Below are 18,176 nucleotides of genomic sequence, written 5' to 3' on the forward strand. Positions count from 1 at the left end.
GTTTCTGCTGGATCAGCCCTTGAGCAACCGCGCCAGGCCAACCGTCAACGGGGTCGGCTCAGGCAGCTTGAAGCTGGCCAGCAAACGCTGGTTATTTGCCCGCGAATGCCGAATGTCTCCCGAGCGTGCCGGGCCGTAAGTCACGGCAGGCAACGTACCAATGGCCTCTTCCAGCGCCTGCAGCACCTGCTTGAGGGTAGTCGTGCGGTTCCAGCCGACGTTGATCGCCCCCAACGGCGCGTCCGGGGCTTCGATGGCCTGCACCAGCACGTCCACCAGGTCTTCCACGTACATGAAGTCGCGGGTCTGCTCGCCATCGCCGAACACGGCAATCGGCAGGCCTTGCTGAGCCCGTTCGCTGAAGATGCTGATCACGCCGGAGTACGGCGATGACGGATCCTGGCGCGGGCCGAAGATATTGAAGAAGCGGAAAATCACCGGTTCCAGGCCATGCTGGCGCCGGTAGAAGTCGAAGTAATGCTCGCCGGCCAACTTGTCCGAGGCATAGGGCGTCAACGGCGCCTTGGCGGTCTCTTCGTCAATGGAAGCACCTTCGCCGTTGTTGCCATACACCGCCGCGCTGGAAGCGAATACCACCCGCTTCACACCGGCTTTGCGCATGGCTTCGCAGACATTCAAGGTACCGACGAAATTGCTCTGGTGCGTGCTGACCGGGTCATCCACCGAAGCCTGCACGGAAGCGACCGCCGCCAGGTGCACCACCGCCGTCGCACCGACAGCGGCACGCGCCACCATTCCGGCATCGGCGACATCCCCCTCGAGCAGCTCGACGCGCGGGTTGTCCAGCGGCAGGTTGCTGCGTTTGCCCGTGGACAGGTTATCCAGCACTCGCACTGCGTAGCTCTTGGCAAGCAGCGCGTCGACCAGGTGCGAGCCAATGAAGCCCGCGCCACCGGTGATCAGGACCAACGGATCAGCCTTACTCATTGCTGCGGATCTTCTCGACAATGGCGGTGGTCGAGCTGTTCTCAACCAGGCCCAGCACTTTGACCTTGCCGCCGTAGGCGCTGACGATGTCGGCACCGACCACCTGGTCGACGGAGTAGTCGCCGCCCTTGACCAGCACGTCCGGCTTGACCTGGGCCAGCAGGTTTTCCGGGGTGGCTTCAGGGAAGCTGATCACCCAATCCACCGCGCCCAACCCGGCCAATACCGCCATGCGTCGGTCGACGCTGTTGATCGGACGGCCAGGGCCTTTCAGGCGGCTGACCGACGCGTCATCGTTGACCGCGACGATCAGCCGATCACCTTGGGCGCGAGCCTGCTCCAGGTAGGTCACATGGCCGGCGTGGAGGATGTCGAAACAGCCATTGGTGAACACAATGCTTTCGTTGTGGGCACGGGCATCGTCAATCGCCAGCAGCAATTGCTCGATGCTCAGCACACCACGTTCCGAACCTTCGGAGCGCTGGATCGCCCGGCGCAGTTCAGGCGCGCTGATCGCGGCCGTCCCCAGCTTGCCGACCACAATACCCGCCGCCAGGTTGGCCAGGGCCACGGCGTGGGGCAACTCTTCGCCGGCCGCAATGGAGGCCGCCAGGGTGGAAATCACGGTGTCACCGGCACCGGTGACGTCAAACACTTCACGGGCACGCGCCGGCAGGTGCATCGCCGGGTGACCGGGACGCAGCAGGGTCATGCCGTGCTCGCCACGGGTCACCAGCAAGGCGCCGAGGTCAAGGTCGGCCATGAGTGCCGCGCCTTTGCTCACCAGGTCGTGCTCATCGGCGCAACCGCCGACGATGGCTTCGAACTCGCTGAGGTTCGGTGTGATCAGGCTGGCACCTCGATAAATCGAGAAGTCCTTGCCCTTGGGATCGGCCAGTACCGGAATGTTCCGCGCCTTGGCGGCCTGGATCAGTTCCTGGTGGTTCTTCAGGGCGCCTTTGCCGTAGTCGGACAACACCAGCACCTTGATACCTTCAAGCAACGCGTCGACCTGGCCGCTGAGGGCCAGGGCGTCGGTGGCGAAGGGTTCTTCAAAATCGATACGCAGCAATTGCTGGTGACGGCTCATCACCCTCAGCTTGACGATGGTCGGCTGATGGGCAATGCGCTGGAACAGCGCGCGCACGCCGGCGCCGCGCAGGCTGTTGGCCAGGCTGTCGGCGGCTTCGTCGTCGCCGGTCACACCGACCAGGGAGGCCGGGGCGCCGAGGGCGGCAATATTGAGGGCAACGTTAGCAGCGCCACCTGGACGGTCTTCGATTTGCTCGACCTTGACTACCGGTACCGGCGCCTCAGGGGAAATCCGTGAGGTACCGCCATGCCAGTAACGGTCGAGCATGACATCGCCGACCACCAAGACAGGGGCTTGATCGAATCGCGGCATGGACAACTTCATGGAGCAACCCACATACAAAATGAACAGGGGCGCGATATTAGCACAGGGTGAGCGCCGCCTAGTTCGAGAGCTTTATCCGCGATGCATCAGGCACTGAAACTGATCACTTTTTAAACAGTGTCGCCAGGATGTGCTCCACGGCTTCGGCCAGCTCGACCTCATCGGTATTGATTTCGCAGTCGGCCGCAAGCGGTGCCTCATAGGGGCTGTCCAACCCGGTGAAGGCCTTGATGCGCCCCTCCAGTGCGGCGCGGTACAAGCCCTTGGGATCGCGCCGGGCACATACGTCAAAGGGCGTGCTGACATAAATCTCAAAGAACTGCTCCGGCCCGAACAGCGCCCTGGCGCTCGCGCGATCGACGCTGAACGGCGAGATCGCCGACACAATGACAATCAAACCGGCGTCCACCATCAGGCGCGCCACTTCGCCGATACGCCGGATATTTTCCTTGCGCGCCGCATCGCTCATGCCCAGGTCATTGCACAGCCCCGCGCGCAAGTTATCGCCATCGAGCACGAAGGTGTGCCGTCCCTGCTCGTTGAGTTGCACCTCCAGGGCATTGGCCAGGGTCGACTTGCCGGACCCGGACAGCCCCGTCAGCCATACGCAGCAGGGCTGCTGATGCTTGAGCGCCGCCCGTGCGGCCACGGACAGCGATAGGGAAAAGGGACGGATGGCAGCGCAACCGCCGGTCAGCAACTGGCTATTCATAACCCAACACCTCGTAGTCACGTTGATAGGCACGCCTGACCAATCGGCGCGTTCGCGAGGAGCAAAAGTCCCTGACCGCCTCGTGGCGACGCCCCAGTGAAACATTCAGATGCGGCAGGGATGAGTCCACCCCGAGGCGTTCGCACAGGTGCAGGAAGTCCTCCTGCAAAGACTCCTGGCGCCCGAGAAAGTCCATGGCCATCTGGCCCATATGGTCGACCAGGAAGTCGGTCTGGGGAGCGAAGTGCAATTGGCGTCGCAGGTTATCCGGGTGCAGCCAGCCGGCAACGAAATGGTCGAAGTCACGGTAGCTGGAAACCAGCGCCTGGGCTTGCAGGTCGCGAGGGCCCATGGCGTTGCCGCGCAAATAGGTGTAGGCCGAGTAGGCACGCTCCAGCGGGTCGCGTACGAAGGCAAATTTGAAGCTGCGCTCGCAGTGCTGGGGAAATTGCTGCTCATACCAGTAATACGGCAGATGCCCCGGCCAGCGCCCCTCGAGAAGTGCCGAGCACAGGCTGCTACCGGCGCATTTGGGCACATGGATAAACACGCACTGGTGTCGTTCGAAAGCCGGGTTAAGCGTTGCTACCCCAGACAGGGATTTGTTCACCGCCTGGCGATCCACCACCGACAAACGCCCCAGCAGAAACACCCTCTGGTGCTTGGGAAGCAGCTTCCACAGTAGACGTTGCAGCATTCCAATACCCACGCAAGAAGGTTAGCCCTCTCGTTCGTCATTCGAATCGAGAAGGCCAACATAACAAACGACAAGCGCTGGATTATTTGGCTTTGGTCAAGCCCTGTAACGGGCCCGATACAAACACCGGGGCGCATTGCGCGCCCCGGCTGGTCAGGTGATGTTTGCCGTCGCCGGCTCGTCCAGCCCCATGGCGTGCAGGCGCGAGTAATAGCCGCCCATGGCCAGCAGTTCGAGATGTGTCCCGCGCTCGACAATTTCCCCGTGATCCATCACCAGAATCAGGTCGGCCTTCTCGATGGTGGACAAACGGTGCGCAATCACCAGGGTGGTGCGACCTTTCATGACCTTGTCCAGTGCAGCCTGGATATGCCGCTCGGACTCGGTATCCAGGGCCGAAGTGGCCTCATCGAGGATCAGCAGCGGGGCATTTTTCAGCAGGGCCCGGGCGATCGCCAGGCGCTGACGTTGACCACCGGAAAGCAGCACGCCATTTTCACCGACTTCGGTGTCCAGGCCTTTTGGCAGCTCGGAGATGAAGTCCATGGCGTAGGCGTCGGCGGCGGCTTTCTCGATGTCGGCACGGGGTGCATCGGCCAGGTCTCCGTAGGCGATGTTGTTGGCCACGGTGTCGTTGAACAAGGTCACATGCTGGGTCACCTGGGCCACGTGACGACGCAGGTTACGCAGGCGATAGTCTTCGATCTCGACCTCGTCCAGCAGGATTTCCCCGGTTTCGTGATGGTAGAAACGCGGGATCAGGCTGGCCAGGGTCGACTTGCCGCTGCCCGAGCGGCCGACCAGGGCGATCATCTGCCCAGGGGCTGCGCTGAAGCTGATGTTCTTGAGCACCTCACGCTCCGTACCCGGGTAGGTGAAGCTCAGGTTGCGCACGTCCAGGCGACCGCTGACGCGATCACGCTCCACAGTGCCGCTGTCGACTTCGGGCTCTTCATCCAGTTGTTCGAAGATGCTCTCGGCACCGGCCACGCCTTTCTGGATCGTCGAGCTGACTTCCGACAGCTGGCGAATCGGCTTGGGCAGCAGGCCCGCCGCAGTAATGTAGGCCACCAGGTCACCCGCCGTGGCTTCACCGCGCAACAGCAGCACCAGGAACATCAACGCGGCCATGGCCGTGTAGATCACCAGTTGCAGCATCGGCGTATAGACCGCACCGGTCTTGTTCATGCGCAGTTGCTTGTCGGTATTGCCCTGGCTGGCGGCGGCAAAGCGACGCTCCTCGTAGCTTTCGCCACCGAAGCTGCGCACCACCCGGTAACCCTGGATGGTTTCCGAAGCGACGTGCGTCACATCGCCCATTGCCACCTGGATCTTCTTGCTCTGCTTGCGGAATTTCTTGCTGGTGCTGCCGACCATGATCGCGATCAGCGGCAGGATCGCCAGCATCACGAGGGTCAGCTTCCAGTTCATCCACAGCAGGTAGCCGAACAGGAACACCACCGTCAGGCCTTCGCGGATCACCACCTTGATTGCATCGGTGGCCGCACCGGTGACCATGGTCACGTTGAAGGTGATACGGGAAATCAGGTGCCCGGAGTTGTGGGTATCGAAATAGCGGTTCGGCAACACCAGCAGCTTGTTGAACAGCTGGACCCGCAGGTCATGCACCAGCCCCAGGGAAACCTTGGCCAGGTAGTAGTTGCCCAGGAACGACCCCAGCCCCTGCCACGCGGCGATCAGGATGATCAGCAGCGGCACGGCCATCAGCAACTTCAGGTCCTTGAACAGCGGGATCTTGGGCAGGAACACCACATCGGGGTTGCTCAAGCCATCGACGAAGTACTTGAGAATCCCGGCGAGCATTGGCTGGGTCGAAGCGAAGATCACGAAGCCCACGATACTCAGCAGGAACATGCCGAGGTACGGTTTCACATAGCCCAGCAGCCGGAAATAGATTTTCAGGCTGGATTCCTGGTCCGCTTTGGGCGGTGCGTCACTCATGTGTCGAGCTCACTGATTGGGTAGGACGCGAACTTTATCACACGCGTCGGGTTTGGCCCGAGCCCAGACCAAAACACTGGCCAGGGCAATCGGCAGCCAGGAGATAAACCACTCGGCCCGCGGCGTGCCGGTCAGGCTGGCGGCATCGAATTGCATGGCCAGGAACGAAAACACCCACATGCCGATGATGCCCTTGCCATAGAGCGTGTCGCGGGCCTTCCAGGCCTGCCACAGCACACCGAACCACAGGCCGCACCACAGCAGCAGGCCGGGCAGGCCCAACTCGATGCTCACGTGGGTGAACAGGTTGTGGGAGTGATCGAAAAAGAGGTTGTCGGCAAATACCTTGTAGTCCCCGCCCAGCCCCAGGCCGGTCCACGGGCGCTCGCTGATCATCTGCACGGCGGCCATGAAGATCTGCGGGCGGTAAGACACACCCCGGGCCAGCACCAGGGACTGCATGGCGAAGAACACCGCCAGCGCCGCGATGACCGCACCAATGGCAATCACCGTGCTACGGCGGTCACGGCACCAGGCCGGCATTGCCACGACAGTCAGCAACAACGCCAGTGCGGCGCCGCGGCTTTGACTCAGCACCACGAACAACCCAAGCAACGCGATGGACACTGCCCATGCCACCTGCATCCAGCGACCGCGCGGCAGCCAGTGCAGCAACCACACGGCGGCCAGGCCGATCACATAGGCACCCAGGATGGGATGGCTCAACTGACCCAGGCCTTCGAGACGCGCATACCAGTCGTTATGCTCAAAGCCATAGAATTTGATGATCGCCAGGAGCGACGACAGGGCCAGGCCGAAACCACCCCATTGCATCACGCGGATCACCTGCTCGGTCCGACCACAGGCGAGTACCGGGAAAAACAGCAGGAACACGCCGATGTACAGCAGACGCTTGGCTTCGCGCGAAGGGTCCTCGGCATTGGTCCACGTCAGGCTGATCGCCCCCCAAGCTGCCAGCAACCCAACCATCACGCAGAGCCAGCGCTGCTCGCGCCAGACCTCCATGAGACGCTCACGGGCCGACCAGGCAAACACCATCGCCGGCAACCACAGGAACAGCGTCAAACCCTGTTGATAAATCTTATTGGTCGGGGCAAAAGCAATCGCCAGCAAAAACCAAAGTAACCCGAAAATCATCCATACCTGCGCCCAACGACTTGCTTGCATCACCCGCTCCTGAATACGTTCAACCCGCCAACCCGGCATGGTTAAAACCCAAAACTTTCGGCATTATTACCGATCACTGTGCCCGCGACTCCCACAAGGCTTTCCGACGATGCAATGTTCAAGGCTTTCCCAAGCCGATTTAACCGCGATGATTGAAGGTGCCAGAATCCTGGAACAGGACAGCTACGGGCCCAAAGTCTACCTGCTGACCGACGGGAACATCCTCAAGCTGTTTCGCCGCAAGCGCCTGCTGTCGTCCGCGCTGTTCCGCCCGTACTCCAAGCGTTTCATCGACAACGTGGCGCAGTTGCAACAACGGGGCATCCCGACCCTGACCGTGCTCGCGTTCTTTCAACTGACGGCGCCCGGCATGACCGCCGTACTCTACCGCCCCTTGCCGGGCGAAACGCTGCGCCAGATTTCCAACCGTGAAGGCTTTGACTGGCACACCAACCTCGACCCGCTGGTGGCCCTTATTCGCCGCCTGCATGGCGCGGGCATCTACTTCCGTTCGTTGCACCTGGGCAATATTGTCGTGACACCGGACAATGAAATGGGCCTGATCGACGTGGCCGACATGCGCTTCCTGCGCGCGCCCCTGAACCCGGAACTGGCAAGGCGCAACCTGCAGCACTTCGCCCGCTATATTGCGCGCGAGAAGCTGAACGAACACTTTCCAATGCAAGCACTGGAGCAAGCACTGCTAGCGGCATGAGAACAGCCGCCGGGTGGTTTCAGTGAAATCGTTCCAGGCCTGCTCCGGCGCCAACGCCCGCGATTGAGCCTCGACAACCTGCACGCCGGAACTCACGAGCGCGCGTGCCAGGAGTTGCCCCCAGGACGTGGCGCTGTCTACCGGCGCGTACCAGCCGGCATCGCCCAGTTGTTCGCGGAACACTGCCAGTTCGCTGGTCAGTACAGGCACGCCGGCCATCACCGCCTCTTGCAGGATCAACCCCAGGCCCTCTTCCGTCGACGGAATGGCGACCCAGTCAAACGCCCGATAAAGGGTCGCCGCCTCAGGAATATGCCCCGGCAGGTACACCTTGTCGCGCAAGCCAAGCGCCTCGATACGCGCCTCAAGCCTGGGCCTCGCCGGCCCCTCGCCGATGATCACCAGGCGCGCATCCGGCCGATCGGCCGTCGCACTGGCAAAGGCCTCCAGCAAACAGCCGAACCCCTTGCCGTCGACCAGTCGACCTACCGCCCCCACTGCCGGCGAGCCATCCAACGGCAGCCCCAGGCGGGATCGCGCCGGCTCACGGGCAAGCGCGGCGGCACGAAACACCGCAGGATCGAAGGCACTGCGCAGCACCGCCACGGGCCTTTGCAGGTAACGCTCAAGGGAACCGGCGAGGGTTTGCGACACGGCCGCCAGCGTCAGTTGCGACGCCGGGAGTTGCTCGAAGAGTTTGCGATCAGCTTTTCGCAAGCGCGTGACACCATGAAAAATCACCACGGCCCGCACCTGCGGCAGGTGCTTGAGCACCGGTAAAAGCACCCGCGCGACACCGATGCCATCCAGCAGTACAACCTGCACATCCTCAGGCAGGGCCTTCTGGAAGCGCGCACGCATCCAGGGCATCAGCCACTTCCACAGGTGCCGCCCCTTGAGCCTGGCGGATGAGAGGTTCCACTCGACGGCCTGCTCGACCAGGCCATCGCTGCCGGCGGCGCTGCCCTGAAGCAACCAGGTGTGCACCGGTACATCGCTGTCGGCCTGGGCCAGTATTTGCTGATGAACCTTCTGCACCGAAGCGAATGCAGAGCCACCAGCCCACATGATGTTGAGAATACTCATCGAAAAAACCTTATGCGGCGTTGGTGTGGCTCGTCGTATTTACTGGCGGATCAACCAACCGATGCCGACCCCCAGGATCAGCATGAGCACCAGCTTGACCCGCTCTCGCCGCTTGCGCCGCGCCTTGGTCAAGCGCTCTTCCGCCGTCGCCACATGCAAACCGAAACCGGTGTGCAAGACCGCATCGCCCTCCAGGGTGACGGCGCCCAGGTTCAGCTGCGCGTAACGCCTGGAAAGCCCTTTCTCACCCTCGAACCCGGCATAGGGCGCACATAACCGGTATTCCTTGATACGTCGCAGCCCCGGGTTCAGCGAGAACCCTTGCCACTCAGGCTTATCGGACAGCAAGGAATAACAAGGTACCCCGCCAATCACCTCGCGCGGCCCCAGATGAATATAGGGGCTGTGCACCTGCAAGTCGTAAACGTAATTGCGCAACCAGACTTGGAGAATATCGGGACGCTGCTCCAGCACGGTCTTCGAATCCTCGACAAACCCGGGTCGATAAAACGCCCAGTCATCTTCGCAATGGAATATGTACGGGGTCTTGACCGACCCGTAGGCCAAGTCGATGGATGCCAATTGCCCCAGCTTCGGGCGGTTGATCAGGAACGTGCAATGGCCGAGCCAATGCTCGGGAATCGCCAGGCGTACCGCGTCATCGCCAGAGTCTTCGGTAATGAAGACTTCGCGGATGGCCGCTGTATTGAACAGATCGAAGCTCGCGAGCGTGCGCTTCAGCAAATCGAAGCGACCACAACTGGTCACGACGAGCGTTATATCGCTTTGAGCGGAGAATTGCATTCAAGCCTCGATAATATCATAAGGCCACCAAGCGCGGCCACCTGGCAGATATCAAACGCCTAGTTTCAAGCGCAGCGTTTCCAGCAAACTCAACGGTGCCCGGGGCCGCAGCGGCGGCTTCAGCGCCTCGACAATGCGCTGGCCGATGCGCGCAAAGCTGAACTGGCTGACCGCGAGGTCCTGCCCGTTGCGCGCAATCTCGGCCGCCAGTTGAGGATTGGATCGCAATGCAGCGAGTTTTTCCTGCAACTGGGGAATGTCTTTGTAGAACACCACATTGACCATGTCCTTGAAGCCAAGGGCCTGGTTTTCCGCGGCGCCCTGGTCAAACGCCAGCAGCACACAACCACAGGCCATGGCTTCGAAGTTCTTGATCATATACTCGCCCATGCCCACGTCGGCACTGACGAAAAAACGAATCCGGTTGAGGGTTGCGCAATATTCCTCACCGGATTTGGTGCGCGTAACCACCAAAGGTTCAACGCGGGCCAACTCATCGAGCAATGCCTTGCGACCACTGTAGGCCACGCTGTTGGTGCTGCCGACAAATGCCAGCTCAATGTCGCGCTCCAATCCCTGGGCCTGCAACAGCGCCTGATCGTAGCCCTTGGGCACGAACACCGCATCGAAGCCTTCGGCGCGCAGGCGCTCGGTCACCATATGCCCCGAACTGATAACCCGCACCCACGGCAAGCGACGGTAATGGGCACTGAACTTGCCCGTGTACTTGCAGGGAATGTAGTTCTGGTAGGCATCGTGTTCGAGGATCACCAGGTTCGGGATCGTACGGATAAAGCCGACCTGGCGAATCTCCTGCTTGAACCGCAGGAAGAACACGATGCGGTCATAACGGCTCACGTCGACTTCACGCTTGAAGTAACCGCGCAGGTTGCGCTGCTCAGCACTGCTCAGCCAGCGGGTATCACACTCGCAGTGCTCGGCAATGCCTTCGTACAGGCGATCCAGAATCGCGCGCTGTTCTTTCTGTACCAGAAACAAAACTTTCATGACCTTCCCTTTCACAACTGCCGTCACAAACGCCAGAACAACTCATGCCGTCGTACGGCCTTGCGGAAAAACTCGTTCTCACCATAAGGCGACCGCGCCCGCCCCGCCAAGACCCGTTGCAGCCAGCGCCGCACACGACGCTTGAACGGAGGGGCGGGTTGCAGGTCATGCATCATGCCCAGCGCCATGGCCTTGTCGCGCTGCCGGGCCGGCGACAGCGACAGGCTGCACGGCCACAGTTCCAGCGTGTCATCGAACAGCGGCGGCAGGGCAATTCCGGCGCCCGCGTCGCCCATGGGCCAGCGGTCGTTGTCATGCAGATGGTTGGCGTAGCCGAGCACGGTGGTCGGCTGCCACTCCAGACCTTGCAAGGCTTCGATCACCGCTTGCTGCGCGCAGATGTGGTCCGGATGGGGATCCAGGACCGGATGGGGCAAGACGATCACTTCAGGGCGCGCGGTCAGCAGCAACTGACGCAGATCGGCGAGCAGGTTTTGCCAGGTCGGCAGGCCATCGGCATCCGCCGGCAACGGGAAAGGGTTGAATTGGCGGAACAGGCGGGTATCCGACAGGTCGGCCTCGCGCGAAGCGATCGGCTGATCAGGCGCAGCGCGCATCGCCGGCAGTTGCAGGCAGAAGTAACCCAGCTGCACGCAGTGTGCCTGTGGCACACCGGCCCAAAGCGGCACGGCTATGCTGTCCCAGGCGCGCAAACGCCCTTTGGTCCGCGCGGCCTCGACCGGATCCAGGCCCATGCGTTGATAGTGCTCGGCTTCGATTTCACCGGCGGTAAGGGTCACGATCCACGGCTTCTCGGCCTGGCTGTAAAGACCGAAGGCAGCCAATTCGGCATCGTCGGCATGAGGCGCGATAACCATGACCCGCTGCGCCGAATAATCCGGCGTGCCCCAGGCCCACAGCCGAGGAGCGCCCTGCACAGTACAAAAACGCCCGCGCAAGCGCAGCTCACCGGACATCAGGGCCGGCGCCCAGCCACTGAGGTTCAGGTAGCGAACGCCATTCACCCCGCGCTCGAAGGCCTGTCGGTCAGTGCTCTCGCCGCCCAGAATCTCAATGGCCGGATCCAGGAAACGTCCCAACCAACCACTCTTGACCTTGATAGCCAATACCAGGGTCGCCTCGGCTTGCAGCAGCGAATCCACCCGCAGCCGGTCACCGTCGAAGCGAACCCCAGCCACCTCGGCATCCGTCGAAAACCGGTATCGGTAGTCTTCGTTGGGCGCATAAAACAGATGGTCGGCAAACCATGCCTCGTGGGCGACCCAGGCCAGCACACCGAGCACCAACGGCAGCCACCACGCCACCCAGATACCGATCACCACCAGCAGCAGCAAGCCGATCAGCAAACCGACCCGTTTGTTGCGCCGATGGCGCTTGAGCAATTGCTGTTTGCGGCTCATACGGTCAGCACCGGCACAGGGTTGCACCAACGGTCCTTGTACTCGCGGTCGGCACGCCCAAAGGAGAAACGCAGCGGCTTGCCCACTTCACGGGCCTGTTCCCAGGCGCCCTGGGTGTTGAGGAAGCTCAGGACACTGCCCGGGCTGAACGCACGGGTTTCAGGGTCGACACCACCGTTGACGTACTCCACGCTGATCCACTCCGGCGACTCGACCCGGTACACCAACTGGACAGCGATGGGCGCATCATTGAGGAAGATCACCGAACCGATCAGCCATTCGCGCAGCAGCTCGATCACCTCGGCCATGCGCTCGGCGCCGGTGGCCACAAAGCCCCAGCGGCGCAGGAACAGGTCGCAGTAGATCGCGGCCAACTCCCCACTGGAAAACTCGCTCACCGGTCGCACCACCCCACCGGCCTCTTCCAGCAAGCGCAGTTCGCGACGCTGGTTGTAGCGAAACTTCTTCGACAGTTCTTCCGGGGTGCGGGCCATGGCCAACTGTTCGGCCTGGGGCTTGAGGCCGCTGAAACGGCCTTCATTCAGGGCCGACAAATAGCGTGCACAGTGCCGCAAGGGCGCCTGGGCTGCAGGCGCGGCGGGCAGGATCAACTCGGCGTTGCCCAGGTCGAACAGGCCTTTTTTGCCGCGCTGCTTGAGCACATCCTTGGACAAGGCCAGGTCGCGCCCCCAGGTCGCGATGCAGGCCTGAAGCTCGCCACCCTGCTCCCAGGCCAGGTAACGCACCGGGATGTCGGCCAGCCCGGCCAGACGTTCGATCACTTGCGGGTGGGTCGCGACACTGCCGCCAAAACGTTGCCAGGCATCGCTGTAGACCGGCGCGTCGACGACGGACCAGCCACGCTCGCGCCAGCCTTGGAATCGATTGAGCATCAAGCCCCCGCGGTCAGTTCAATAACGTGCGGCAATTGCCAGAAGGTATCGCGTACCGCCTGATCCGAGAAACGCTCGCGCAGGCGCACCAGCATCATCTCGGCGCACTGCCGTTGCTGGTGTTGGTCCATCGCTGCCAGGTGCCGCAGCCCCTGGGCAAGGTGTCCGGCATCGCCGAAGGGAAACAGGATACCCACGCCTTCGACCACTTCCTTCGCGCCGCCACAGGCCGTGGCCAGCAACGGGACGCCGGCCGCCATGGCTTCCAGCAGCACCATGCCAAAGGGTTCATGGTCGGAGCTCAGGGCAAACACATCGAATGCCCGGAAGTACCGACGCGCATCCGGCACCTGGCCGAGGAACAGCACCTTGTCCGCAATGCCCAGCTCCCGGGCGAGGGCCTTGAGGTCCTGCTCCAGGCGACCGCTGCCGAGGATGGCCAGGCGGCTGTCGGCCGGCAAGTGCGCCAGCGCCAGGGCAAAGCCCTTGAGCAGCGTGGCCTGGTCCTTGTCCGGGTGCAGGCGACCGACATTGCCGACCACCCATTCGTCCGGCGACAACCCCAACGCGTCGCGCGCCTCATGTGCAGGCACCTGGGTGGCCTGCAAGGCGTCAACGTCGATGCGGTTGTACAACGTCTGGATGCGCGCCGCCGGCCAGGTCGGCAGGCAGTGGCGCATATCGTCACGCACCGCGTCGGAAACCCCCAGCAGGCTGAGGCGCTTGCGGAAGATCCCGGCAAACAGCCTGCGACTGCGACGCTGGTAGTCACCAAAGGCGTGATGCACGCCAATCACCGGCAGCCGCGTGCCGAGCAAGGCGATGTAGATCGGCTTGAAACGGTGCGCGATACAAAAACTGAAGTTGCGCGATGCGGCGATCTTGCGCAATTCACGGATGGCACCCAGCTTCAGGCCACGAATGGCCTTGGAGCTGAATTCCATGAACAACACTTCATCGGACGCGCAACCGGCGGCCACGTGCGGGTCGGCGACCCCGGTGAGAAACACCGTGATCACCTTGTAGCCGGAGCCTGCGAACAGGCTCGCGTACTGTCGCGCGCAGTCCAGGAACGGCCCGTCATAGCCATGGCAGAACTGCAGGACGTGGCGTTCAGCCGAGCGCGTCATAAGGGTCCACGCCGTCCTTGACGACCAGGATGTCTTCCATGATCAGGTACTGCAGGTCGGAGCCGAAGAACATGTTCAGCGCGTCGGTCGGCGAGCAGATCATCGCTTCGCCACGACGGTTGAGCGAGGTGTTCAGGGACACGCCGTTGCCGGTCAGTACTTCCAGCTCTTTCATCATGTCGTAGTAGCGCGGGTTGTATTCGCGCTTGAGCACCTGGGCGCGGGAGGTGCCGTCTTCATGCACCACTTCCGGCACGCGGGTCTTCCACTCTTCCGACACTTCAAAGGTGAAGGTCATGAACGGCGCCGGGTGGTCGACCTTGATCATCTGGGGCGCTACGGTGTCGAGCATCGACGGGCAGAAAGGCCTCCAGCGCTCGCGGAACTTGATCTGGTGGTTGATGCGGTCTGCCACGCCGGTCGCACTTGGGCAACCGATGATCGAACGACCGCCCAGGGCGCGCGGGCCAAACTCCATGCGGCCCTGGAACCAGGCCACCGGGTTGCCGTCGACCATGATCTTGGCGATGCGCTTGGGCATGTTCTCGATCCTGCGCCAGTTCGGCTTGCTCTCGTGCTTGGCGCAGGCGGCGATCACGTCTTCATTGCTGTAGGACGGACCGAGGTAGACGTGTTCCATCTTCTCCACCGGTACACCACGGGCGTGGGACACGTACGCGGCGGCACCGACAGCAGTGCCGGCATCGCCGGACGCCGGTTGCACGAACAGCTCTTTCACGTCGTCACGGGCAATGATCTTCTGGTTCAGCTTGACGTTCAGCGCGCAGCCGCCGGCGAAGGCCAGCTTGCCGGTGTCCTTGAGGATGTCGCCCAGGTAATGGTCGATCATCTGCAAGGCCAGCTTTTCAAACAGCGCCTGCATGCTGGCGGCGTAGTGGATGTACGGCTCGTCGGCGATGTCGCCTTCGCGCTTGGGGCCCAGCCACTCGATCAGTTTCGGCGAGAAGTAGAAGCCCTTGCCCTTCTCTTTATAACGGCGCAGGCCGATGACGTTGGCGTAGTCGGTGTTGATCACCAGCTCGCCGTTTTCAAACGAGGCCAGGCGCGAGAAGTCGTACTTGCTGGCATCGCCGTACGGCGCCATGCCCATGACCTTGAACTCGCCGTCGAGCATCTCGAAACCGAGGAACTCGGTGATCGCGCCGTACAGGCCGCCGAGGGAGTCCGGATCGTAGAATTCCTTGATCTTGTGGATCTTGCCGTTCTCGCCGTAGCCGAAGAACGTGGTGGCGTACTCACCCTTGCCGTCGATGCCGAGGATCGCGGTCTTCTCCTGGAAGCCGGAGCAGTGGTAGGCGCTGGACGCGTGGGCAAGGTGGTGTTCAACCGGTTCGATCTTGATTTTCTTCGGATCGAAGCCCAGTTGCTCCAGGCACCAGACGATCTTGTTGCGATAGCGCTTGTAGCGACGGTTGCCCATCAGGATCGCGTCAAGCGCGCGGTCCGGGGCGTACCAGTAACGCTTGGCGTAGTGCCAGCGCGCCTCGCCGAACAGGCTGATCGGGGCAAACGGGATCGCCACCACATCGACGTCGGAAGGCTTGATGCCGGCCTGTTCCAGGCAGAACTTCGCCGACTCGTAGGGCATGCGGTTCTTTGCATGTTTGTCGCGTACGAAGCGCTCTTCTTCGGCGGCCGCGATCAGCTTGCCGTCTATATACAAGGCTGCGGAAGGATCATGGCTAAGGGCGCCGGACAGGCCAAGAATCGTCAATGCCACAGGGGTCTAGCCTCTTTTAGTCTGCATGCAGGCGGGTTGCGCCTGAAAAAAGTGTGCTTCCCGCCTGGGCAGGAAACAGCTAAAGGGCGGGATTATAGCTCAAAAGCAGTGGGAAGCTGTTAGCGGCGAGCGGCAAGAGTCGCCTGCAGCATCGCCGTGTGCACAGTGCGAGCGCGCTGATGGGGCGCGTAGCCGAATTCCTGAATGATAAAAATCTTCCCAGTCACTAAACTCGCGCCCTTTTGCGCGTTTACACCCTAAGCGCCACGGATTCCGGCTGACTCATGACCCCTCTCGCTCGCTTCAACCTGTTGCTGCCCGGCCTGCTCGCCCTGTGCGGCGTCGCCCAGGCTGACGACCCCGCGCTGATCCTCGACCCCAGCGTCGTCACCGGCTCGCGCAGCGCCAGCCCGACCTTCGACCTGCCCTACTCCGTGGACGGCATCGGCCGCGAGCAGATCAGCGACGGCCAATTGGGCATCAACGCCTCCGAAGCCTTGTCCCGCGTGCCCGGCCTGGTGGTGCAGAACCGCCAGAACTATGCCCAGGACCTGCAGATTTCCTCCCGTGGCTTCGGCGCCCGCTCGGCGTTCGGTGTGCGCGGCATCAAGCTGATCGCCGACGGCATCCCCGCCAGCACCCCGGATGGCCAGGGCCAGGCCGCCACGTTCAACCTCGACACCGCCGAGCGTATCGAAGTGCTGCGCGGCCCGGCCGCCACCCTGTATGGCAGCAATGCCGGCGGCGTGATCCAGATGTTTTCCCGCGATGGCGAAGGCCCGCCGCGCATCGGCGCCGAAACCCTGGTGGGCAGCGACGGCCTGAACAAGAACCACCTGAGCGCTGAAGGCGCGGCGAACGGCGCAGGCTTTGTACTCGACGCCTCGCGCATGGATACCAACGGCTACCGCGACCACAGCAGCGCCCGTCGCGACCAGACCTTCGCCAAGCTCAACTTCCAACCGGATGACGACAGCAAGCTGGCGCTGATCTACAGCAGCCTGGAGCAGAACGGTACCCAGGATCCACTGGGGCAGACCTGGGACGCCTACAAGGCCGACCCGCGCTCGGTGAGCAGCAATGCGCTGACGTACAACACGCGCAAAAGTATCGATCATCAGCAATTGGGCATGAATTATGGGCGGTATTTCGGTGATGCGACGCTGCAGGTGAACGGGTATACCGGGCGGCGGAGTGTGATTCAGTATCTGTCGATCCCGGACAGGTTCGGCAGTGGCGCCGCCAACCCGGCTAACGCTCGCGGCGGTGTGGTAGCTTTCGACCGCAAGTTCTATGGCGGCTCCCTCCATTGGCTGCAACCCATCACCAGCGCACCCGGCGACCTGACCCTGATCACCGGCCTCGACTACGACCGCAGCCAGGATGATCGCCAAGGTTATTCCAACACCGTCAATGGGGTGCATGGTGTCAAAGGGGCCTTGGGCCGCGATGAAATCGACACCGCCACCAGCCTCGACCCGTTCGTGCAAGCCAACTGGCTGCTGGGTGACTGGACCCTGCAAGCCGGCCTGCGCCACAGCACCATGGAAATGGACGTAGACGATCACTTCCTCAGCGACGGCAACGACAGCGGCAGCAAGACCTACCAGAAGAACACGCCGTCGGTCAGCGTCATGTACGCCTTCACACCTGACTTGCACGGTTATGTAAGCGCGGGCAAAGGTTTCGAAACCCCAACCCAGGCCGAGTCCGCGTACTCCAGCACGGCGAACGGCTTCAACTTTGCGCTCAAGCCATCGGTCAGCAAACAGTATGAAATCGGCCTGAAAGCTCGCATTGGCCAGGACACCCGCGTGAATGCGGCCCTCTTTCAGATCACCACCGAGGACGAACTGGTAGTGCAGCAATCCAGCGGAGGGCGCACCACTTACCAAAACGCCGGCCGCACCCTGCGTCGCGGCTTCGAACTGGGCATCGAAAGCCAACTCGCCGAACACTGGAGCACCAACCTCGCCTACACGCGCCTGCAAGCCACCTACGACAGCGACTTCACCAGTGGCACAACTGCCGTGGACAAAGGCAACTACCTCCCCGGCGTGCCGCAAACCACGCTGTTCGCCGAGCTGAACTGGAAACCCCGGGACTGGCTCAGTACCGCTGTCGAAGGCCTGTACCGCAGCAAGGTCTACGTCGAAGACACCAACAGCCAACACGCCGCGCCGGGCTACAGCGTGTTCAACTGGCGCGCACGGTTCGAGCAGAAGGTCGAACACTGGACCTTCCACCAGACCCTGCGCCTGGATAACCTGCTGGACCGCCAGTACGTCGGTTCGGTGATCGTCGGCGACGGCAATGGCCGCTACTACGAAGCGGCGCCCGGGCGCTCCTGGTACGCCGGGGCGGGTGCCGAGTATCAATTCTGAACGCACCACACCTTCAATGTGGGAGGCCCCGCGCTGTCGCGCAGCAAACCGGAACCCCTGTGGCGAGCGG

The 18,176-nt window shown here is 62.2% G+C and carries 15 protein-coding genes; 2 read left to right on the forward strand and 13 right to left on the reverse strand.

What is annotated here, in order from left to right; translation table 11 throughout:
* Window positions 1-12 precede the first annotated feature (12 nt).
* The 6 genes from C8K58_RS09375 to C8K58_RS09400 all read right to left on the reverse strand — a co-directional run bounded on the left by C8K58_RS09375 (window position 13) and on the right by C8K58_RS09400 (window position 6,924).
* The gene (locus C8K58_RS09375; protein WP_027604931.1) at window positions 13-948 is read right to left on the reverse strand and encodes an NAD-dependent epimerase/dehydratase family protein; all 936 of its coding nucleotides are present in this window, start codon (window positions 946-948) and stop codon (window positions 13-15) included.
* Window positions 941-2,365, reverse strand: coding sequence for a bifunctional D-glycero-beta-D-manno-heptose-7-phosphate kinase/D-glycero-beta-D-manno-heptose 1-phosphate adenylyltransferase HldE (hldE, locus tag C8K58_RS09380; RefSeq protein WP_027604932.1), 1,425 nt, complete (start codon window positions 2,363-2,365; stop codon window positions 941-943). Before hldE ends, C8K58_RS09375 begins: the two co-directional genes overlap by 8 nt.
* 103 nt (window positions 2,366-2,468) lie before the next feature.
* Window positions 2,469-3,077, reverse strand: coding sequence for an adenylyl-sulfate kinase (gene cysC, locus C8K58_RS09385; protein WP_027604933.1), 609 nt, complete (start codon window positions 3,075-3,077; stop codon window positions 2,469-2,471).
* Window positions 3,070-3,774, reverse strand: coding sequence for a sulfotransferase family 2 domain-containing protein (locus C8K58_RS09390; protein ID WP_027604934.1), 705 nt, complete (start codon window positions 3,772-3,774; stop codon window positions 3,070-3,072). The genes cysC and C8K58_RS09390 overlap by 8 nt, the downstream gene beginning before the upstream one ends.
* A 153-nt stretch (window positions 3,775-3,927) precedes the next feature.
* Window positions 3,928-5,736 carry a lipid A export permease/ATP-binding protein MsbA gene (gene msbA, locus C8K58_RS09395; RefSeq protein WP_027604935.1) on the reverse strand — a complete coding sequence of 603 codons (1,809 nt, stop codon included), beginning with the start codon at window positions 5,734-5,736 and terminating at the stop codon, window positions 3,928-3,930.
* 9 nt (window positions 5,737-5,745) lie between these two features.
* Window positions 5,746-6,924, reverse strand: a complete 1,179-nt coding sequence (locus C8K58_RS09400) for an O-antigen ligase (RefSeq protein WP_027604936.1) — start codon at window positions 6,922-6,924, stop codon at window positions 5,746-5,748.
* A 148-nt stretch (window positions 6,925-7,072) separates the two neighbouring features.
* Between C8K58_RS09400 and C8K58_RS09405 the strand changes: the two genes are divergently transcribed.
* Window positions 7,073-7,639, forward strand: a complete 567-nt coding sequence (locus C8K58_RS09405) for a hypothetical protein (protein ID WP_027604937.1) — start codon at window positions 7,073-7,075, stop codon at window positions 7,637-7,639.
* Here C8K58_RS09405 and C8K58_RS09410 read toward each other — a convergent pair.
* The 7 genes from C8K58_RS09410 to C8K58_RS09440 are packed head-to-tail and all read right to left on the reverse strand — an operon-like array spanning window position 7,628 to window position 15,722.
* On the reverse strand, window positions 7,628-8,725 hold the full coding sequence (locus tag C8K58_RS09410; protein ID WP_108573633.1) for a glycosyltransferase: 1,098 nt from the start codon (window positions 8,723-8,725) through the stop codon (window positions 7,628-7,630). The two genes, C8K58_RS09405 and C8K58_RS09410, sit on opposite strands and share 12 nt — an antisense overlap.
* Window positions 8,726-8,764: 39 nt before the next feature.
* Window positions 8,765-9,529 carry a hypothetical protein gene (locus C8K58_RS09415; protein WP_027604939.1) on the reverse strand — a complete coding sequence of 255 codons (765 nt, stop codon included), beginning with the start codon at window positions 9,527-9,529 and terminating at the stop codon, window positions 8,765-8,767.
* A gap of 51 nt (window positions 9,530-9,580) precedes the next feature.
* Complete coding sequence (locus tag C8K58_RS09420; RefSeq protein ID WP_027604940.1) at window positions 9,581-10,537, reverse strand: glycosyltransferase; 957 nt, start codon at window positions 10,535-10,537, stop codon at window positions 9,581-9,583.
* A 23-nt stretch (window positions 10,538-10,560) separates the two neighbouring features.
* A complete protein-coding gene (locus C8K58_RS09425; protein ID WP_108573634.1) occupies window positions 10,561-11,958 on the reverse strand; it encodes a PIG-L deacetylase family protein in 1,398 nt (465 codons plus the stop codon).
* Window positions 11,955-12,851, reverse strand: a complete 897-nt coding sequence (locus C8K58_RS09430) for a GNAT family N-acetyltransferase (protein WP_108573635.1) — start codon at window positions 12,849-12,851, stop codon at window positions 11,955-11,957. Before C8K58_RS09430 ends, C8K58_RS09425 begins: the two co-directional genes overlap by 4 nt.
* Window positions 12,851-13,981: a glycosyltransferase gene (locus tag C8K58_RS09435; RefSeq protein WP_108573636.1), complete on the reverse strand. Its 1,131-nt coding sequence runs from the start codon at window positions 13,979-13,981 to the stop codon at window positions 12,851-12,853. Before C8K58_RS09435 ends, C8K58_RS09430 begins: the two co-directional genes overlap by 1 nt.
* The gene (locus tag C8K58_RS09440; RefSeq protein WP_027604944.1) at window positions 13,965-15,722 is read right to left on the reverse strand and encodes a carbamoyltransferase; all 1,758 of its coding nucleotides are present in this window, start codon (window positions 15,720-15,722) and stop codon (window positions 13,965-13,967) included. Before C8K58_RS09440 ends, C8K58_RS09435 begins: the two co-directional genes overlap by 17 nt.
* Window positions 15,723-16,006: 284 nt before the next feature.
* On the opposite strand from C8K58_RS09440, the gene C8K58_RS09445 reads away from it, so the two are divergent.
* Entirely contained in the window at window positions 16,007-18,106 is a 2,100-nt protein-coding gene (locus tag C8K58_RS09445) for a TonB-dependent receptor (protein ID WP_108573637.1), read from the forward strand.
* The last annotated feature ends 70 nt before the right edge of the window (window positions 18,107-18,176 follow it).

Source organism: Pseudomonas sp. GV047 (assembly GCF_003058245.1).
GTDB classification, from domain to species: domain Bacteria; phylum Pseudomonadota; class Gammaproteobacteria; order Pseudomonadales; family Pseudomonadaceae; genus Aquipseudomonas; species Aquipseudomonas marginalis.

Coding starts and splice junctions, on each gene's coding strand:
- cysC (WP_027604933.1), bottom strand. CDS start 3,077: ATGAATAGCCAGTTGCTGACCGGCGGTTGCGCTGCCATCCGTCCCTTT.
- C8K58_RS09400 (WP_027604936.1), bottom strand. CDS start 6,924: ATGCAAGCAAGTCGTTGGGCGCAGGTATGGATGATTTTCGGGTTACTT.
- C8K58_RS09415 (WP_027604939.1), bottom strand. CDS start 9,529: ATGCAATTCTCCGCTCAAAGCGATATAACGCTCGTCGTGACCAGTTGT.
- C8K58_RS09435 (WP_108573636.1), bottom strand. CDS start 13,981: ATGACGCGCTCGGCTGAACGCCACGTCCTGCAGTTCTGCCATGGCTAT.
- msbA (WP_027604935.1), bottom strand. CDS start 5,736: ATGAGTGACGCACCGCCCAAAGCGGACCAGGAATCCAGCCTGAAAATC.
- C8K58_RS09405 (WP_027604937.1), top strand. CDS start 7,073: ATGATTGAAGGTGCCAGAATCCTGGAACAGGACAGCTACGGGCCCAAA.
- C8K58_RS09420 (WP_027604940.1), bottom strand. CDS start 10,537: ATGAAAGTTTTGTTTCTGGTACAGAAAGAACAGCGCGCGATTCTGGAT.
- C8K58_RS09430 (WP_108573635.1), bottom strand. CDS start 12,851: ATGCTCAATCGATTCCAAGGCTGGCGCGAGCGTGGCTGGTCCGTCGTC.
- C8K58_RS09445 (WP_108573637.1), top strand. CDS start 16,007: ATGACCCCTCTCGCTCGCTTCAACCTGTTGCTGCCCGGCCTGCTCGCC.
- C8K58_RS09390 (WP_027604934.1), bottom strand. CDS start 3,774: ATGCTGCAACGTCTACTGTGGAAGCTGCTTCCCAAGCACCAGAGGGTG.
- C8K58_RS09425 (WP_108573634.1), bottom strand. CDS start 11,958: ATGAGCCGCAAACAGCAATTGCTCAAGCGCCATCGGCGCAACAAACGG.
- C8K58_RS09410 (WP_108573633.1), bottom strand. CDS start 8,725: ATGAGTATTCTCAACATCATGTGGGCTGGTGGCTCTGCATTCGCTTCG.
- C8K58_RS09375 (WP_027604931.1), bottom strand. CDS start 948: ATGAGTAAGGCTGATCCGTTGGTCCTGATCACCGGTGGCGCGGGCTTC.
- hldE (WP_027604932.1), bottom strand. CDS start 2,365: ATGAAGTTGTCCATGCCGCGATTCGATCAAGCCCCTGTCTTGGTGGTC.